This window comes from Clostridium cellulovorans 743B (assembly GCF_000145275.1).
Classification (GTDB): domain Bacteria; phylum Bacillota; class Clostridia; order Clostridiales; family Clostridiaceae; genus Clostridium_K; species Clostridium_K cellulovorans.
Genome location: NC_014393.1, coordinates 1843139 through 1857736, shown reverse-complemented (window position 1 = coordinate 1857736; position 14598 = coordinate 1843139). Strand labels below are relative to the sequence as shown.

Annotated in this window: 11 protein-coding genes; 2 read left to right on the top strand and 9 right to left on the bottom strand. The window is 30.9% G+C overall.

Annotation, left to right across the window (positions count from 1 at the left end; all coding sequences use genetic code 11):
* Window positions 1-117: 117 nt before the first annotated feature.
* The 3 genes from CLOCEL_RS07600 to CLOCEL_RS07590 form a co-directional block, all read right to left on the bottom strand.
* Window positions 118-1509 (bottom strand): HAMP domain-containing sensor histidine kinase, encoded by a 1392-nt coding sequence (locus tag CLOCEL_RS07600; protein ID WP_010077539.1) that lies wholly within the window; start codon window positions 1507-1509, stop codon window positions 118-120.
* Window positions 1493-2197, bottom strand: coding sequence for a response regulator transcription factor (locus CLOCEL_RS07595; RefSeq protein ID WP_010077540.1), 705 nt, complete (start codon window positions 2195-2197; stop codon window positions 1493-1495). Before CLOCEL_RS07595 ends, CLOCEL_RS07600 begins: the two co-directional genes overlap by 17 nt.
* Window positions 2198-2546: 349 nt before the next feature.
* Entirely contained in the window at window positions 2547-2909 is a 363-nt protein-coding gene (locus tag CLOCEL_RS07590; RefSeq protein WP_010077541.1) for a hypothetical protein, read from the bottom strand.
* 327 nt (window positions 2910-3236) lie between these two features.
* On the opposite strand from CLOCEL_RS07590, the gene CLOCEL_RS07585 reads away from it, so the two are divergent.
* On the top strand, window positions 3237-4289 hold the full coding sequence (locus CLOCEL_RS07585; RefSeq protein WP_010077542.1) for an acyltransferase family protein: 1053 nt from the start codon (window positions 3237-3239) through the stop codon (window positions 4287-4289).
* A gap of 576 nt (window positions 4290-4865) precedes the next feature.
* Here the strand turns inward: CLOCEL_RS07585 and fucO are convergent.
* From fucO to CLOCEL_RS07555, 6 genes are all read right to left on the bottom strand, one after another.
* Entirely contained in the window at window positions 4866-6026 is a 1161-nt protein-coding gene (gene fucO / locus CLOCEL_RS07580; protein ID WP_010077544.1) for a lactaldehyde reductase, read from the bottom strand.
* Between the two features lie 935 nt (window positions 6027-6961).
* On the bottom strand, window positions 6962-7576 hold the full coding sequence (locus tag CLOCEL_RS07575; RefSeq protein WP_010077545.1) for a response regulator: 615 nt from the start codon (window positions 7574-7576) through the stop codon (window positions 6962-6964).
* A gap of 879 nt (window positions 7577-8455) precedes the next feature.
* Complete coding sequence (locus tag CLOCEL_RS07570; protein ID WP_010077546.1) at window positions 8456-9142, bottom strand: class II aldolase/adducin family protein; 687 nt, start codon at window positions 9140-9142, stop codon at window positions 8456-8458.
* Window positions 9143-9538: 396 nt separating this feature from the next.
* Window positions 9539-9976, bottom strand: coding sequence for an RbsD/FucU family protein (locus CLOCEL_RS07565; protein ID WP_010077548.1), 438 nt, complete (start codon window positions 9974-9976; stop codon window positions 9539-9541).
* 128 nt (window positions 9977-10104) lie between these two features.
* The gene (locus tag CLOCEL_RS07560; protein WP_010077549.1) at window positions 10105-11586 is read right to left on the bottom strand and encodes a rhamnulokinase; all 1482 of its coding nucleotides are present in this window, start codon (window positions 11584-11586) and stop codon (window positions 10105-10107) included.
* 17 nt (window positions 11587-11603) lie between these two features.
* On the bottom strand, window positions 11604-13397 hold the full coding sequence (locus CLOCEL_RS07555) for an L-fucose isomerase (protein ID WP_010077550.1): 1794 nt from the start codon (window positions 13395-13397) through the stop codon (window positions 11604-11606).
* A 212-nt stretch (window positions 13398-13609) separates the two neighbouring features.
* Here CLOCEL_RS07555 and CLOCEL_RS07550 point away from each other — a divergent pair, with 212 nt between their 5' ends.
* Window positions 13610-14470: an AraC family transcriptional regulator gene (locus tag CLOCEL_RS07550; RefSeq protein ID WP_010077551.1), complete on the top strand. Its 861-nt coding sequence runs from the start codon at window positions 13610-13612 to the stop codon at window positions 14468-14470.
* Window positions 14471-14598: the final 128 nt, after the last annotated feature.

Genomic DNA, 14598 nt, shown 5'->3' with positions numbered 1-14598 from the left:
AACCTTAAGATTTGTTAAGAAAGTAAAAAAACAGACGAGCATTTTGATTAATTATTTCTTGAAACTTCCTAAAAAAATACTGCAGCCAGTTTATAGGCTACAGCATAGTTACTATATTTAATTTTTCGGAAGCAATATTTCAAATTCAGTTTTGAACTTTGTTTCTGAAGATGGTATGATACGTATATTCCCACCGTGCTTTTCAATTATTTTTTTTGTTATTGCAAGCCCAAGCCCAGAGCCTTGTTTTGAATTTCTTGATTCATCCCCTACCACAAAAGGTTCAAATATATTTTTAGCAATTTCATCACTTATTCCGATACCATTATCCGCAATGTTAATTTTGTAACATTCCCCTTGTTCTTCCAACGCAATATTAATTACAGTACCACTAGGATTGTGTTTTAGTGAATTTGAAATGATATTATCAAAAGCTCTTTGAAGTTGTATTGCATCAAAAGAATAATACATTTTATCTTCTGGTATAAGAATTTCTAGTTCAAAACCAAGATCGCATATATGTTCATATTTTTCAGCTATATATGTTCTTAAAAATTCACTGAAGCTTTCTTGCTCCATAATCATTTTAAAATCCGGATGTTCTATTTTGCTGTATTCATAGAAAATATTAATTAATTCAGTTAAGGTATTAGATTTTTGATAAATTATTTTGAGATATTTATCATAATCATCCTTTGGAATGATTCCATCAGATAATGCCTTTGCATAGCCTTGAATATTTGTGATTGGTGTTTTTAAATCATGGGAGATATCTGCAAGCATTTTTTGCTTTTCAATAGCAAGCCTTTTTTGTGCTTCTTCGCTTTCTTTCAGTTCAGTAGCCATTAAATTAAAGCTGTCACATATCTTCACAAACTCAGCTGGTCCTTTATACATGATTATTTGATTCCGTTCTCCATTTGCAAAAGCTTGCATAGCATCTTCTAACTTACTAAGGGGTTTTTTAACCTTCTTATTTAATAATAGTACAAAGATATTTATACAGGTTATATATAAAGCTAGCAACAAAGAAATGAAAATTATAAAATATTTTCGTAATAAGTACGTTGCTTCTTGGTCACTTAATTTCTTTATATGTAAAATTAACGTGTATGTATCACCTTTTTTATCCACAAAGGAATGCTTTTTCACCTCATAGTTATCAGATTCATTAGGAATAGTTTTCAGTTCTTTATCAGTATGAATTGGTAATTGTTGCACATCATTACCTTTTTGATAAATAACTTTATTATTGCTATCTAGTATCTCAATCCATCCATCATTTCCAACAAGTGTATTAATATTTATTTTATCAAACTCAAGATTTTCAAGTAATGCTTGCTGCTCAGATATTTTAGGTTGAATTATTATATTATCTTCATATACAATTATCACCTCAAAAATAATTACTAAGACAAAGATTGCTATATTCATAACAGAAAATGCCAAATAATTCTTTAATAAAAGTGAAAATAAGCTACCTCTCTTGTTCTTATTTTTGTTTTTCAATTTTATATCCTAACCCCCTTATAGTTTTAATATATAACGGGTTTTTAGAATCATCCTCTATTTTATCTCTTAATTTTGATATATGTACCATAATTGTATTTTCATCACTTTCAAAATATTCGCCTTTAATTAATTCGTAAATCTGCATTTTTGTATATACTCTCCCTGGAGATTTCATTAATAGCGCTAATATTCGATATTCCGTAGGCGTAATTGATATTTCATTGCCACCTTTTGTTAACATAAAGGATTCTGTATTAAGCGATAATTCACCTACTGTTAAAATATTTTCTTTTTCCGATGCTACTTCATCAGCTTTAAGATTATAGCATCTTCTAATAGACGACTTTACTCTTGCAATAATTTCCAAAGGATTAAATGGCTTTGTAAGATAATCATCGGCACCTAAATCAAGTCCTAAAATCTTATCACTGTCCAAATTTTTAGCCGATAGGATTAGAATAGGCATATTACTTATCTCTCTAATTTTTTTTGTTAATTCAAAACCGTTTAATTTTGGCATCATTATGTCAAGAATAGCTAGATGAATTTCATTATTTTCAACAATTTCTAAGGCCTCTTCCCCGTTAATGGCAGACAAAACCTGAAATTTTTCATTTTCAAGATATAATTTTAAAAGATCTATAATATCTTTATCGTCTTCTGCAATTAAAATTTTGTAGTTCATATTTATGTTTTCATTCCTCTCACTTAGAGTAATACAAAATTTCTATGACATTATTATATACTACCGATTATGCTCTGAATAATTCGTTTATATTTATCTTATTCCTATGTATTTAACTAACTGTATTTCAACATTCTCTTTTTCGGTACTATAAACATTCTATAGTGAGTCCAACTCAATTGGTCACGCAATGAGTGACTATGAATATTTTATACATTATTTTATATAGAATTCTCTTTTTGCCTTATGACAAACTTAAATTAACAACCTATAATGAGTCCAAGTTAATTTTTGACGCAGTGCGTCAACATTTATTTCCTTTGACTTAAAATTTCAACTTGTTCATTTCTCAAAACAAGTTAATTTCATCTTCTATCAATGCTTTTGAAATATACATAGCCTTTATTATCTTCTTAAGGCGAGTATGATGAGAAGTACCCTCGGCAAACTTTAGCTGTGCCTTTTCACTTTTACTTATAATTGAAGATACTGGGGGTAACGCTTCTGTTAATTCTTCTTTTGTGTATTTACTAGTAATACCTTCATCTGTTATCAATGCCTTTGAAATATACAATGCCTTTATCCTGTTCTTAAGGAGTGTGTGCTGTGAGGTACCCTCAGCAAATTTTAGCTGCATTTTTTCACAGTTACTGATAGTTGAAGCTACAACTTGTAGTGCTTCTCCCAATTCTTCTATTGTATATTCATTCATAGCATTTCACCTCCAATTCATCGTTATCTAAATTGTATTATAATACAATTGTTCTTTATTATATATATAACCTTAACGTTTCTACGTTTCAATTTCTGTAAAACCAGTTTTATTTCTAACAAAACCAGCATGATCTATTTTATCTTTAAAGTTTACTTCTGTAACTTCCATCTATTTTTTGTACTAAATTAAGAAATACTAGTTTTTAGAGTATTAAATACATCAGTGCTTATCATAACCTCTTTCATTTAATGTTATTTAAAAAATTTAATAATTTTGCTATAATATCATCATAATATTTACCATATTTAGATTGAGGTGTTTACTTTGAATAATACAAGAATTTCCTATATCGATATGCTTAAAGCATTAGGCATTATATTGGTGGTTATTGGGCATGCTTCCTTAAAAAATCCATTGTTAATTAAAACAATATATTCTTTCCATATGCCACTTTTCTTTTTTACTTCTGGATATTTATACAACTATTCCAAGTATAAATCCAACCAAAGGATTTTTATTATTTCAAGATTTAAAAGTATTGTCATTCCTTATATTGCTGGATGTTTATTTGCGTTCTGGTATGGTTCAAAATTTGCTGCTATACCAACTTCTCCTAAAGCAAGTATTATAGCAATACTTAAATCTAATGGTAAAGGCTTCAATACATTTAATACTCCAATGTGGTTCTTACCGTGTTTATTTGCTACTCTAGTAGTGTTTTCTTTTATTCTTTCTAGGCTTCATAAGTTTTCTATCCATAAGCAACTTTTGGTTTTCACGTTTCTCGCAATGGTAGGCAGTATCATTATTAAAAAACACTATATCCCATTAAATTTACCATGGGGCATAGATCTGATCCCAATAACTATGTTCTTTTGCTTTTTAGGTTTTTATTATAGAAAAATTGAAAACTACATTTCAGCTAAAAAGAATATTATATTATTAGTATTGTCAATTTTAATCTTCATCTCAGGTTTACATTTCAATGGTCGGATAGATATGATGGGCCGTTATTTTAATAATATACTTATTTTTTACCCTACTGCAATAAGCGGGATTTATATTACAATTCAAATAGCACAGCTTTTAAGTTATAAAAATGTTCCGATATTTACTAGGATTTTTAAATATGCTGGAGCTAATTCACTAATGATACTTTTATTACATCCTTGGTCATTTTCTGTTTCTACAAAAACTCTTGCATATATTATGCGTAATATATTGCATATCACTAATTATAACTTCAAAGAGATATTTTATAGTTGGTTTATTTACATTTATATACTCAGCGGTGTCCTATTACCTTTATTAGTTACATTTCTGTTTATAGAAAGAAATACTTTACAATGGATCTTTAAAGGCAGCAATAAAAAATAATTGCACCGGTTTTCACCAATGCAATTATTTTTTTTAACTGTTCTATTTTCTTCTTTCTTCGTCAACTTCTCTTTATAGTTGATATTTAGTTTTTATCCTTTATGACAGCAAGCTACCATTAATATAACCTAAATAAGAACTAGTTATGTTTTATTACCTTGAGTTTTAAAATTTACAATTTAATTTGCCTGCATTTTAATTTCTGTAAAACCATCTTTATTTTTAACAAATTCAGAATCATCTATTTTATCTTTAAAGTTTAATTCTGTAACTTCCATAGTTGAAAAATCTTCATTTGTTGCACTATTATATTTTCTAAGGTTTAATAGAATTCCTGTATTATTGTCTATGATAAGTTGAAATTTATCTGCTTTAAATTTTTCTTTATAATGATCATTAAAATTACCGTCAATGACTATTGTGTCACAGTTTAAATAAGAATCACCTTTTTTAAAACTCCATTTAGAATAATCTTCAAGAAATCCAACTGCTATTTCTTGAGGATCTAAACTTATTCTAGAATAACTTATCCCAATAGAAGATGGTTTTAAAGCATAAACTTTTTCATTATTAGATTTATTTAAAAGCTTTTTTGTATATTTCTAATATTTCTTCAACACTAGTATCTCTTGGATTTCCTGGAGTACATACATCTGCATATGCCATTTCAGCAAGTCTTTGTAAGTCTTCTTCCTTTGCTCCAATTTCAACTAGCTTTTGTGGTATTCCAATGTTCTTTGATAAAGTAACAACTGCATCTACAGCTGCTTGTCTATATTCTTCTGCAGACATATTATCTACATTTGCTACACCCATTTGGCGAGCGATTTCTTTGTATTTTTCCCCTGTAGCTGGTGCATTATATTCCATAACATATGGTAATAAAAGCGCATTAGCAACTCCATGAGGTGTATCATAAACTGCACCTAATTGATGAGCCATTGAGTGAACTATTCCAAGACCAACATTTGAGAAGCCCATTCCTGCTATGTATTGAGCTGTTGCCATTCCATCTCTTGCTTCTATGTTATTTGGTTCAAAAACTGCTGTTGGAAGATTCTTAGCTATAAGTTCGATAGCCTTTAATTCAAACATATCAGTCATAACCCAAGCACCTTTAGTTATGTAACCTTCAATAGCGTGAGTTAAAGCATCCATACCAGTTGCTGCTGTTAAGCCCTTTGGCATTGAAGTCATCATTTCTGGATCTACTATAGCTAAAACTGGAATATCCTTAGGATCTACGCAAACCATCTTCTTAACTGCATCTTCATCAGTTATTACATAGTTTATAGTAACTTCAGCTGCAGTCCCTGCTGTTGTTGGAACTGCTATTATTGGAACTGATTTATTTTTTGTTGCTGCTACACCTTCTAAAGATTTAACATCTGCAAAATCAGGATTGTTTGTAACGATTCCGATACCCTTTGCAGTATCGATAGAAGACCCTCCACCTATTGCAAGAATAAAATCTGCTCCAGATACTGCGTAAGCTTTAACACCTGTAAGTACATTTTCAATAGTTGGATTTGGTTTTACATTGTCATATATTTCATAAGGAATCCCTGCATCTCCAAGTACATTTGTAACCTTTTGAGCTACATTGAATTTTAGTAATTCCTTATCAGTTACTACAAAAGCTTTCTTAAATTGTCTGTCAGTAACCTCTTGTGGAATTACACTGATAGCTCCTGCGCCAAAGTATGAAGTTTCATTTAATACGATACGGTTTGCCATAATAAAAACACTCCTTAATATATGTATTATAATAAAAATTAAAAATCTTTATATATAAATTTCATTTAAGTCCCTACCTCAAGTTTCTATAGCATAGTTAAAATTAAAGTAGTTTCTTTATTGCAATATATATATTATTTAGGCTAAAGTACTCCAGCTTCAAAAGAAACTGTAACACTTTAGCCTAAGATTATTATACTACAAACGTTTACCATTATCTATTGGATAATACATTTTCTCATAATTTTTCTTCCTAATATATATGTAGCAATATAGCCTTACTAAAATAATAAAGCTCGAAAAAAGAATTTATCTTTTCTCGAACTTTATTAATAAATTAGAGTATTATAATAATATAGATAAGTTTCGCTTCTTATTATTAATTTGATTCTTTACACACTTTTACTAAAATAATAAATTTAGAGTATTATTCCATTTGCAATTTTACTTGTGTAGAAGGCTATATTCTGTCAGCTGAAGAATCCTAAGTTCTATCAGCTGGTGAACCTAATAACTTCTTTCTCAAATTCTCAGCCCTCCTTTATAGTAATAATTATGTATCTTTAAAAACTTGTGAAATAGTCTATTTAAAACTTATAATATACTTAAAACAGAGCATTGTTACCCTTCAGAGCTTAAATGTAGCAGTATCTTACATTTATTTATCCTGAGCTTATATTTTCATATTTACAATACTTCCTGTATTAAACTGTGATGAAATAATATCACTAATACTTTCTATATACTAATTATACTTACAACTTAGGTTATTTACGCACCTCAAAAGTTTAGTTTCAATTGATAAGTTTTGTTTATTTCATCTAATACTTTTTTACATAGCATCTACTCCTTTTGTACCATAGATGTGTATTTTAAAGGTTAAAAGCATAAAAAAAAGGGCCTGCAAGCCCTGATTCTTAACATTCCCATATTTGCTACCCACTGAGCTTATTATTTACCATAAAAGCTACTTGAGTTCGATTACTTAGGTTAAATTTAGATAAAATATTGCTGACATGTTTTTTTACCGTGTGCTCTGATATATATAGAACCTTAGCTATTTCTTCATTACTCAAGCCTTTTCTAATTTCCGTTAATACATCCTTTTCTCTTTCGGTTAATTGATTAATCATGCTATTTTGATCCAATTGACCATTTTGTTTTAGAACTTCTGAATAATAATACTTCATTCCTCTACTGATTATACTTATTGCATATAAAATATCTTCAACAAAAGCTTCCTTTAGTATATATCCATCTACTCCTAACTTGGATGCTCTTTTAAAATCCTCTTGTGAAATAGAAGAACTTAATAATATAAACTTAGTTCCTAAACCAAGTTCTTTTGCTTTTGCAATAATATCCAAACCATCTTCCTTATTTAAGACTAAATCAATTATAGCTATCTCTATCTCTTCATTTTTTATTATGTTTAACGCTTCTTCAATATTTGAAGCCTCTTTAACTTCTTCAATATTTTTTTCATTGGCCAATATAAATTTAATCCCTTTCCTTACCACAGGATGATCATCTACAATAACTATATTCATTTGGCTCCCCCTTACTCTTTATTGTTACTACCGTTAATTTGTTTCTAAGACTTCTAAAGTAATTTACTTCAAATTCTCCTTGAAAGTATAAATTAAATAAAATTACTAAAATAAGTCAAATCATTATAAAGAGATATAGTTTAATGTAGTGACATTATATAGATAAACCAAGTTAAATTTGGACTTATGCAAATTAAGTAAACGTATACAACCTTCTAACAAAAAATAATCTACACTAGAAATTTTTTTGTAGATTTTTTCATTTTACCACCAATTTAGCATGATTTAGCTACCAACGATAAAACATACTTGCTTTTTCTTCTTACTATTTTTTAATATCTACTATCTCTTTAATTATACTATGTGCTTTTAGAAAAAATGTTCTTAAATATAATTAAAAAAACTTGTTTTCACAAAGGTTCAAAATCAGTTAAAAATTCTACAACGTATATTCCCTTTAAATGTCGATACAATTCTACTGTTTTTTATATGGATTTTTCAATTCCTGTTCTGATTTATTAAAAAAATTTAAATTTAACTTAAGTTGATAGTAAAGTTACTTATGTACTCTCATTATATTAGATATGTCATTCCCATATATTTGTAATTGCTGAGAATTTTTTTGACTTTTCCATTTTGAGAGGGAAATTTTTATCATTTAAATAATTCTTTTAACATGTTACATATGAAAAAAACTTCTTCTTGTGATAATCATTATCCTTATTATCACTAAGAAGAAGTTTTTATGAGGAAATTACATTTAAAATTCTATATTATAGTTAGAAAGTCTCATAAGTTGAGAAGCTGTTTTTTGTAATTTTTCTATTTATTTTATACCACTGACCTAATATCGTTTTTCATTCCATAACAGAAATCAAATTATTTTTCTTTTCTGTAACGTTTAAATCCTGGGTGTTTTCCAGTTACTCCATACTTAGGTCTCATACCAACTAGAGTATCTATGTTTTCCTTTGAAATTTCTTTTTCCCCACCTAGTAGATGAGCAGTTAAGCTTATCTTTGCATACAATTCTAGAGTTTCCATTCTGTAATATGCAGTGATTAAGTCAGAACCAACGGTTAAAGCTCCATGGTTAGCTAATAGCAATACGTCATGCTCTTGCAAATATGGCGCTATTGAATCTGGAACTTCATAAGTTGATGGTGTTCCATATGGTGTTACTGGAATAGAACCAATTGCTATTACAGTTTCAATCATAGTGTAACGATCTAAGTCCACGTGAGCTACTGCATATCCAGTTGCTGTTGGTGGATGAGCGTGTACAACTGCTCCTACATCTTCTCTTTCTTTGTAACATCTTAAATGCATTTTTATTTCTGAAGAAGGTTTTGCTCCTTCTGGCCCATCAAGAACTTCTCCATCAGCATTTATATGAACTAACTTTTCTGGTGTTATAAAGCATTTACTTATTCCTGTTGGTGTTGCTAAAAATGTACCATCCTCAAGTTTTACAGATACATTACCATCGTTAGCTGCTACCCAGCCTAATTGCCACATCTTATGGCATATGTCACAGATTTGTTCTCTTATCTCCATATAATTCATAAATTATCTTTAGTGAGCGAGTGTATTACAAACACCAACCCCTCACTAAAATTCACTTCCTTTCTTCGTATACTATTTATACATATATCTTACTAATAACTATTGCGTAATTCTCAAAATAAGAAAATTGTGCGTTTGACTTTTTTTCTATACAATATTTAATTTTATTAAAATAAAACAAACTAACAAAACAATAACAACTGCTACTATCAAAGCAAAAATTAGCAAAAGTACAAGCATAGTACAGCGAAATACCATTCTTAATAACTTATTATTAATTTTATCATCTATCTTTTTTAAAGAAAGTACCAAATATAGTGCCTGCTAACCACGGTGAGAATGTTTCTATAAAAAAATTAAATAAAAAGTCTATCACCTGTTTCCATACTCCAATCTTTAAACTACAACGCCCTTTTGAAGCATTATGTTTCCATACAATGCTTTTTCTCCTGTTGCTATGATTGCATAAGCTGTCTTAGCTTCCTCATAGAAAGCAAATCTTTCTATATTTCCTACAGCCTCTGCCCCACGAGAATCATGTTTTTTAACGATTTCTTTATAAGTGTCCCAAATAGGTGTTTCTACATGATCTCCTGGTACAACTTCCATTAGATTAACTGGCTTATCTATATAGGTATCCAGTGGAAAGACCGTTAAAATTGCATCTAATAAGTCTGGTATATTATGTCCATCACAACGAATCACTATTGAGTTTTTTCCCATAGTCTCAGCAGGGAAGTTACCATCTGATAAAACTATTCTGTCGCTGTGCCCCATTTCGCATAAAACCTTTAATAGTTCTGGTGATAGAATTTGTGGTATTCCTTTTAACATCCTATTACCTCCTTAGAATATCTAGTGTACTTACTTGTACACTGAGTTAATTTATTTATTTTTCTACACTATATTTCTTAAATTCATTGTATCCTTGATTCCAAATACTTCTCAAATTCATTGACACTTCATTCTAAATAACTCTTAAATTTTTTGTACATTTCATTCCAAAGTTCTGACTCTTCATAAGAGTAATAAGCTATATCCTGAGAAGTTTTTATAACTTCTCTTGCTTCTTGTAAATCCGTTATCTCACCCTTAGCCATTAATTGAATAGCCATATTACCAAGGACTGTTGCCTCAATTGGTCCTGCTGAAACATTACATTGACATGCGTTGGCAGTTAACTGACATAATAACTTACTTTGTATGCCACCGCCAACCATGTAAATGGTGTTATATTCTTTTTGGGTACAGGCTTTTAATTCCTCTAAAGAATATCTATATTTAAAAGCAAGACTTTCATTGATACACCTTACTATTTCTGCTTCATTCTTTGGCACATATTGATTAGTCCTTAAGCAGTATTCTTGAATTCTCTTTGGTATGTTTCCTGCTGGTACAAATATTGGATCATCAGGATCGATAAAGCATTGGAATGCCTTAGCGCCTTGAGCCATTTTTTCAAGTTCTCCAAAGCTAAACTCTTTTCCTTCTCTTATCCACTGTCTTCTACTTTCTTGTACCAACCATAAGCCAATGATATTTTTTAGAAAAGATATTTTATTGCCATATCCACCTTCGTTAGTGATATTGTAAGAACTGGATTTTTCATCGATAATTGGTTCATCCAGTTCTGTACCGAGAAGAGACCAAGTTCCACAGCTTAGGAATACAAAATCCTTTTCATTTGTTGGTACAGATACTAAAGCACATTGTGTGTCATGACCTGCAACGGCAACAACATCTGTATTTTCTATTTGAAGTTCTTCTCTTATTGCTTCTGACAAAGTTCCAATCACAGTCCCACTTGGCACAACTTTAGTGAATATCTTTTCTGGTAAGTTTAAGTCTTTTATAACCTTCTTTGACCAAGTTCTTTCCTTTGCATCAAAAAGTTGAGTTGTTGTTGCAATGGAATATTCTGTTACCTTTTCTCCAGTTAAGAAATAATTAAGTAAGTCTGGAGTTAAAAGCATAGTCTCAGTTCTTTCAAGAAGATGCTCTCGCTTCTCCTTTAAGGCTAAAAGTTGGAAAGCTGTATTTATCTCCATAAACTGATTGCCGGTTATAGAATAAAATTCCTCTTTATTTATTTTTTCAAAGCTCTTTTCCAGCATTCCATTAGTTCTACTATCCCTGTAATGTACAGGATTTTCTAAAAGCATTCCTTCTTTATCTAGAAGTCCAAAATCAACACCCCAGGTATCTATTCCTATGCTATGAATTCTTCCATATTGCTTTGCTTTTATTAGACTTTGCTTTATCTCAAATAATAACCTTAATATATCCCAATACATAGTACCATTTACCGTTACAGGATCATTGGAAAATCTATGAATCTCCTCTGTTTCTATAGTTTTTCCATTAAAGGTTCCAAGAATAGCTCTTCCACTGGAAGCTCCAAAGTCAAAAGCCAATACTTTTTTTTCTGAATTAGCTACATTCATATCAACACCTACTGCTCCTATTTATACATTGGACCGTATGCTGCACAAGCTCTGTAATCTTGTCCTTCTTTATCCATTCCAAAAGCATTCCAAGCTGCTGGTCTAAATACTTTTTCTTCTGGTACATTATGCATTGATACTGGTATTCTTAAGATAGAACATAAAGTTATAATATCTGCTCCAATGTGTCCATAACAGATTGCTCCGTGATTTGCTCCCCAGTTATTCATAACATCATAAGCTGATTTAAATGCTCCAGTTCCTGTTAATCTTGGCGCAAACCATGTACATGGCCATGTATAATCAGTTCTCTTCCAAAGTTTATCTGAAACTTCTTCTGGAAGATTTACAGTGTGTCCTTCTACTAATTGAAGCACTGGTCCTAAACCTTTAACTAGGTTTAATCTCATCATTGTTACAGGCATTTCTGCGTTTGTTAAGAATCTTGAAGAATATCCACCGCCTCTAAAGTAACCATTATCAGCTGCATTCCAAGTAGTTGCCTTTAAGATAGCATCTTGATCTTTATCTGTAATGTCATACCAAGGTTTCATTATTCCGTTTCCGTTTTCGTCCTTAGCTTCTCCACAAGCATCAAGACAAGCAGCCCCTGAATTGATTAAATGAATGAACCCATCTGATTCCTTTGCAACACCTTCAAGTTCATAGCCTGTTGCTTTCTTTACTGCTTCTGGACTCCAATAAGTACGAACGTCAGCAAAGATTTGAGCCGTATTAGTCAATAATTTTCCAAACAACATTCCGATACCGTTTAATACGTCATTTTCAGTTGCAAGAATATATGGTTCTCTTGCACCATCCCAATCAAAGGAAGTATTTAATAAAGCTTCTGGGAAGTCACAATTTGGATAGAAGTCTGTCCATTGTCTTTGCCCTTGGAAACCTGCTGCTATAGCATTGTGTCCAACCATTTCTTCTTCACAACCAGCTGGAAGATTTGGATTTCCGTTCATTAAATCTTTGATAATGCACATCATCTTAACAACGAATTCCCAATCTGCATCTTTTTCTTCTCTTGTCTTTTGAACATCTGCTGGGTTTTTATCAAAGCCTTCTATACATTTTTCTTTTGTCCATGCTAAAGCTCTTTGGAATTCAGCTTCATCATAAACTCCTTCTGTCATTCTTCTGATGATTTCTACTTCATCAACAGATTCTACTCTCATGCCAAGATATTCTTCGATGAATGCTGGATCGATAATTGAACCGCCAATACCCATACAAATTGATCCGATTTGCAAGTAAGATTTACCTCTCATAGAAGCTGCTGCAACTGCTGCTCTACCGAATCTTAATAATTTTTCCTTTACGTCTTCTGGAATTTCTGTGTCATCAGCATTTTGAACATCATGTCCATATATACCGAAGGCAGGAAGTCCCTTTTGAGCATGAGTAGCTAAAACTGATGCTAAGTAAACTGCACCTGGTCTTTCTGTACCATTAAAGCCCCATACTCCTTTGATAGTCATAGGGTCCATATCCATTGTTTCTGCACCATAGCACCAACAAGGAGTTACTGTAAGAGTAACATCTACACCCTCTTTTCTAAATTTATCTGCACAAGCTGCTGCTTCTGCTACACGTCCAATAGTAGTATCTGCAATAACAACTTTAACTGGTTCTCCGTTTGAATATTTTAAGTTTTTAGTAAAAAGCTCTGCTGCCGCCTTTGCCATATTCATTGTTTGTTCTTCTAGAGATTCTCTAACCTTTAATACACCTCTTCTACCATCAATAGTTGGTCTGATACCGATTACAGGATAGTCTCCAATTAATCTACTTTTTGCCATAAAAAATTCCTCCAAAATTCACTTTTAAAATTTGTTCTTTATTTTACTAATTAGAATTAATTTATACCTGTCCATTTCTCTAAATTAGAAATTTACTCTACATTATTCACAATTGTATTATACCTCTACCAGATTCCAATTTCTTGTGTTATAATAGCGAAATATATAACAATATTCACTTTTTTGATTTCTTTTAGGAGGATGTGTTTTTTATGAAATACTTGGATTATAAAGAGAATAGACAACACGGAACCTTTGACTTTCCTATAGCCTTTTATCACGTATCACCTTCGCACCCTAGATATAACATGCCTTATCATTGGCATACAGAATATGAGATTATTCGAATTATCAGCGGAGAATTTTTATTGACCCTTAACGGAAATGAATTGAAATTAAAGACAGGTGACCTTGCATTTATTCATGCTGGAATTCTCCATGGTGGAACTCCAATTGATTGTGTTTATGAATGTATAGTTTTCGATATGAAATCATTATTGAAAGTTAATAGTACTTGCAGTAAACAAATTCAGGATATAATACATAATTCAAAGGTCATTAATTCCCTTTTGCCAACAGATAATTTAGAACTACAGACAGTCTGTAATTATCTATTTGAATCAATGGCTCAAAAGAAACTTGGCTATGAACTTGTCACTCAAGGCTCTTTATATCATCTATTAGGGATAATTTTAGAACATCGCTTATACAGTACTCCTAAAGAAGCTACCTCCAAAAATCAACAAAGGATTAATCAATTTAAAAATGTGCTTTCTTTGATAGAACAACAATATCCCGACCCCCTAACTTTAGAGGATTTATCAAAAGCAGCTGGCATGACTCCAAAATATTTTTGCCGCTTTTTCCGTGGCATGACTCAAAGATCACCTATTGATTATTTAAACTATTATAGAATTGAATCTTCTTGCGAACAGCTTGTTTCCACTAATGAATCAATAACAGAAATCGCTTTAAATTGTGGCTTTAATGATATAAGCTATTTTATTAAGACCTTTAAAAAGTATAAAGGAGTAACTCCAAAGCAATATTTGAAGGATTATCATGCTTATTAAATTACTATAAGAAGATTTCCATAATGCTTATTAATAAAAGAGTCAGTAACTTTACTGGAGTAGCATCCTTTAAATTGAGTAACCCCTCAACATGAATAGGTATTGATTTTTAAGTATTTCAAAATAAA

What these genes read in the sequence shown, in the direction of transcription:
- CLOCEL_RS07575 (WP_010077545.1), bottom strand. Translation starts at nt 7,576, where the DNA reads ATGAATATAGTTATTGTAGATGATCATCCTGTGGTAAGGAAAGGGATT.
- CLOCEL_RS07560 (WP_010077549.1), bottom strand. Translation starts at nt 11,586, where the DNA reads ATGAATGTAGCTAATTCAGAAAAAAAAGTATTGGCTTTTGACTTTGGA.
- CLOCEL_RS07550 (WP_010077551.1), top strand. Translation starts at nt 13,610, where the DNA reads ATGAAATACTTGGATTATAAAGAGAATAGACAACACGGAACCTTTGAC.
- CLOCEL_RS07565 (WP_010077548.1), bottom strand. Translation starts at nt 9,976, where the DNA reads ATGTTAAAAGGAATACCACAAATTCTATCACCAGAACTATTAAAGGTT.
- fucO (WP_010077544.1), bottom strand. Translation starts at nt 6,026, where the DNA reads ATGGCAAACCGTATCGTATTAAATGAAACTTCATACTTTGGCGCAGGA.
- CLOCEL_RS07595 (WP_010077540.1), bottom strand. Translation starts at nt 2,197, where the DNA reads ATGAACTACAAAATTTTAATTGCAGAAGACGATAAAGATATTATAGAT.
- CLOCEL_RS07590 (WP_010077541.1), bottom strand. Translation starts at nt 2,909, where the DNA reads ATGAATGAATATACAATAGAAGAATTGGGAGAAGCACTACAAGTTGTA.
- CLOCEL_RS07555 (WP_010077550.1), bottom strand. Translation starts at nt 13,397, where the DNA reads ATGGCAAAAAGTAGATTAATTGGAGACTATCCTGTAATCGGTATCAGA.
- CLOCEL_RS07570 (WP_010077546.1), bottom strand. Translation starts at nt 9,142, where the DNA reads ATGAATTATATGGAGATAAGAGAACAAATCTGTGACATATGCCATAAG.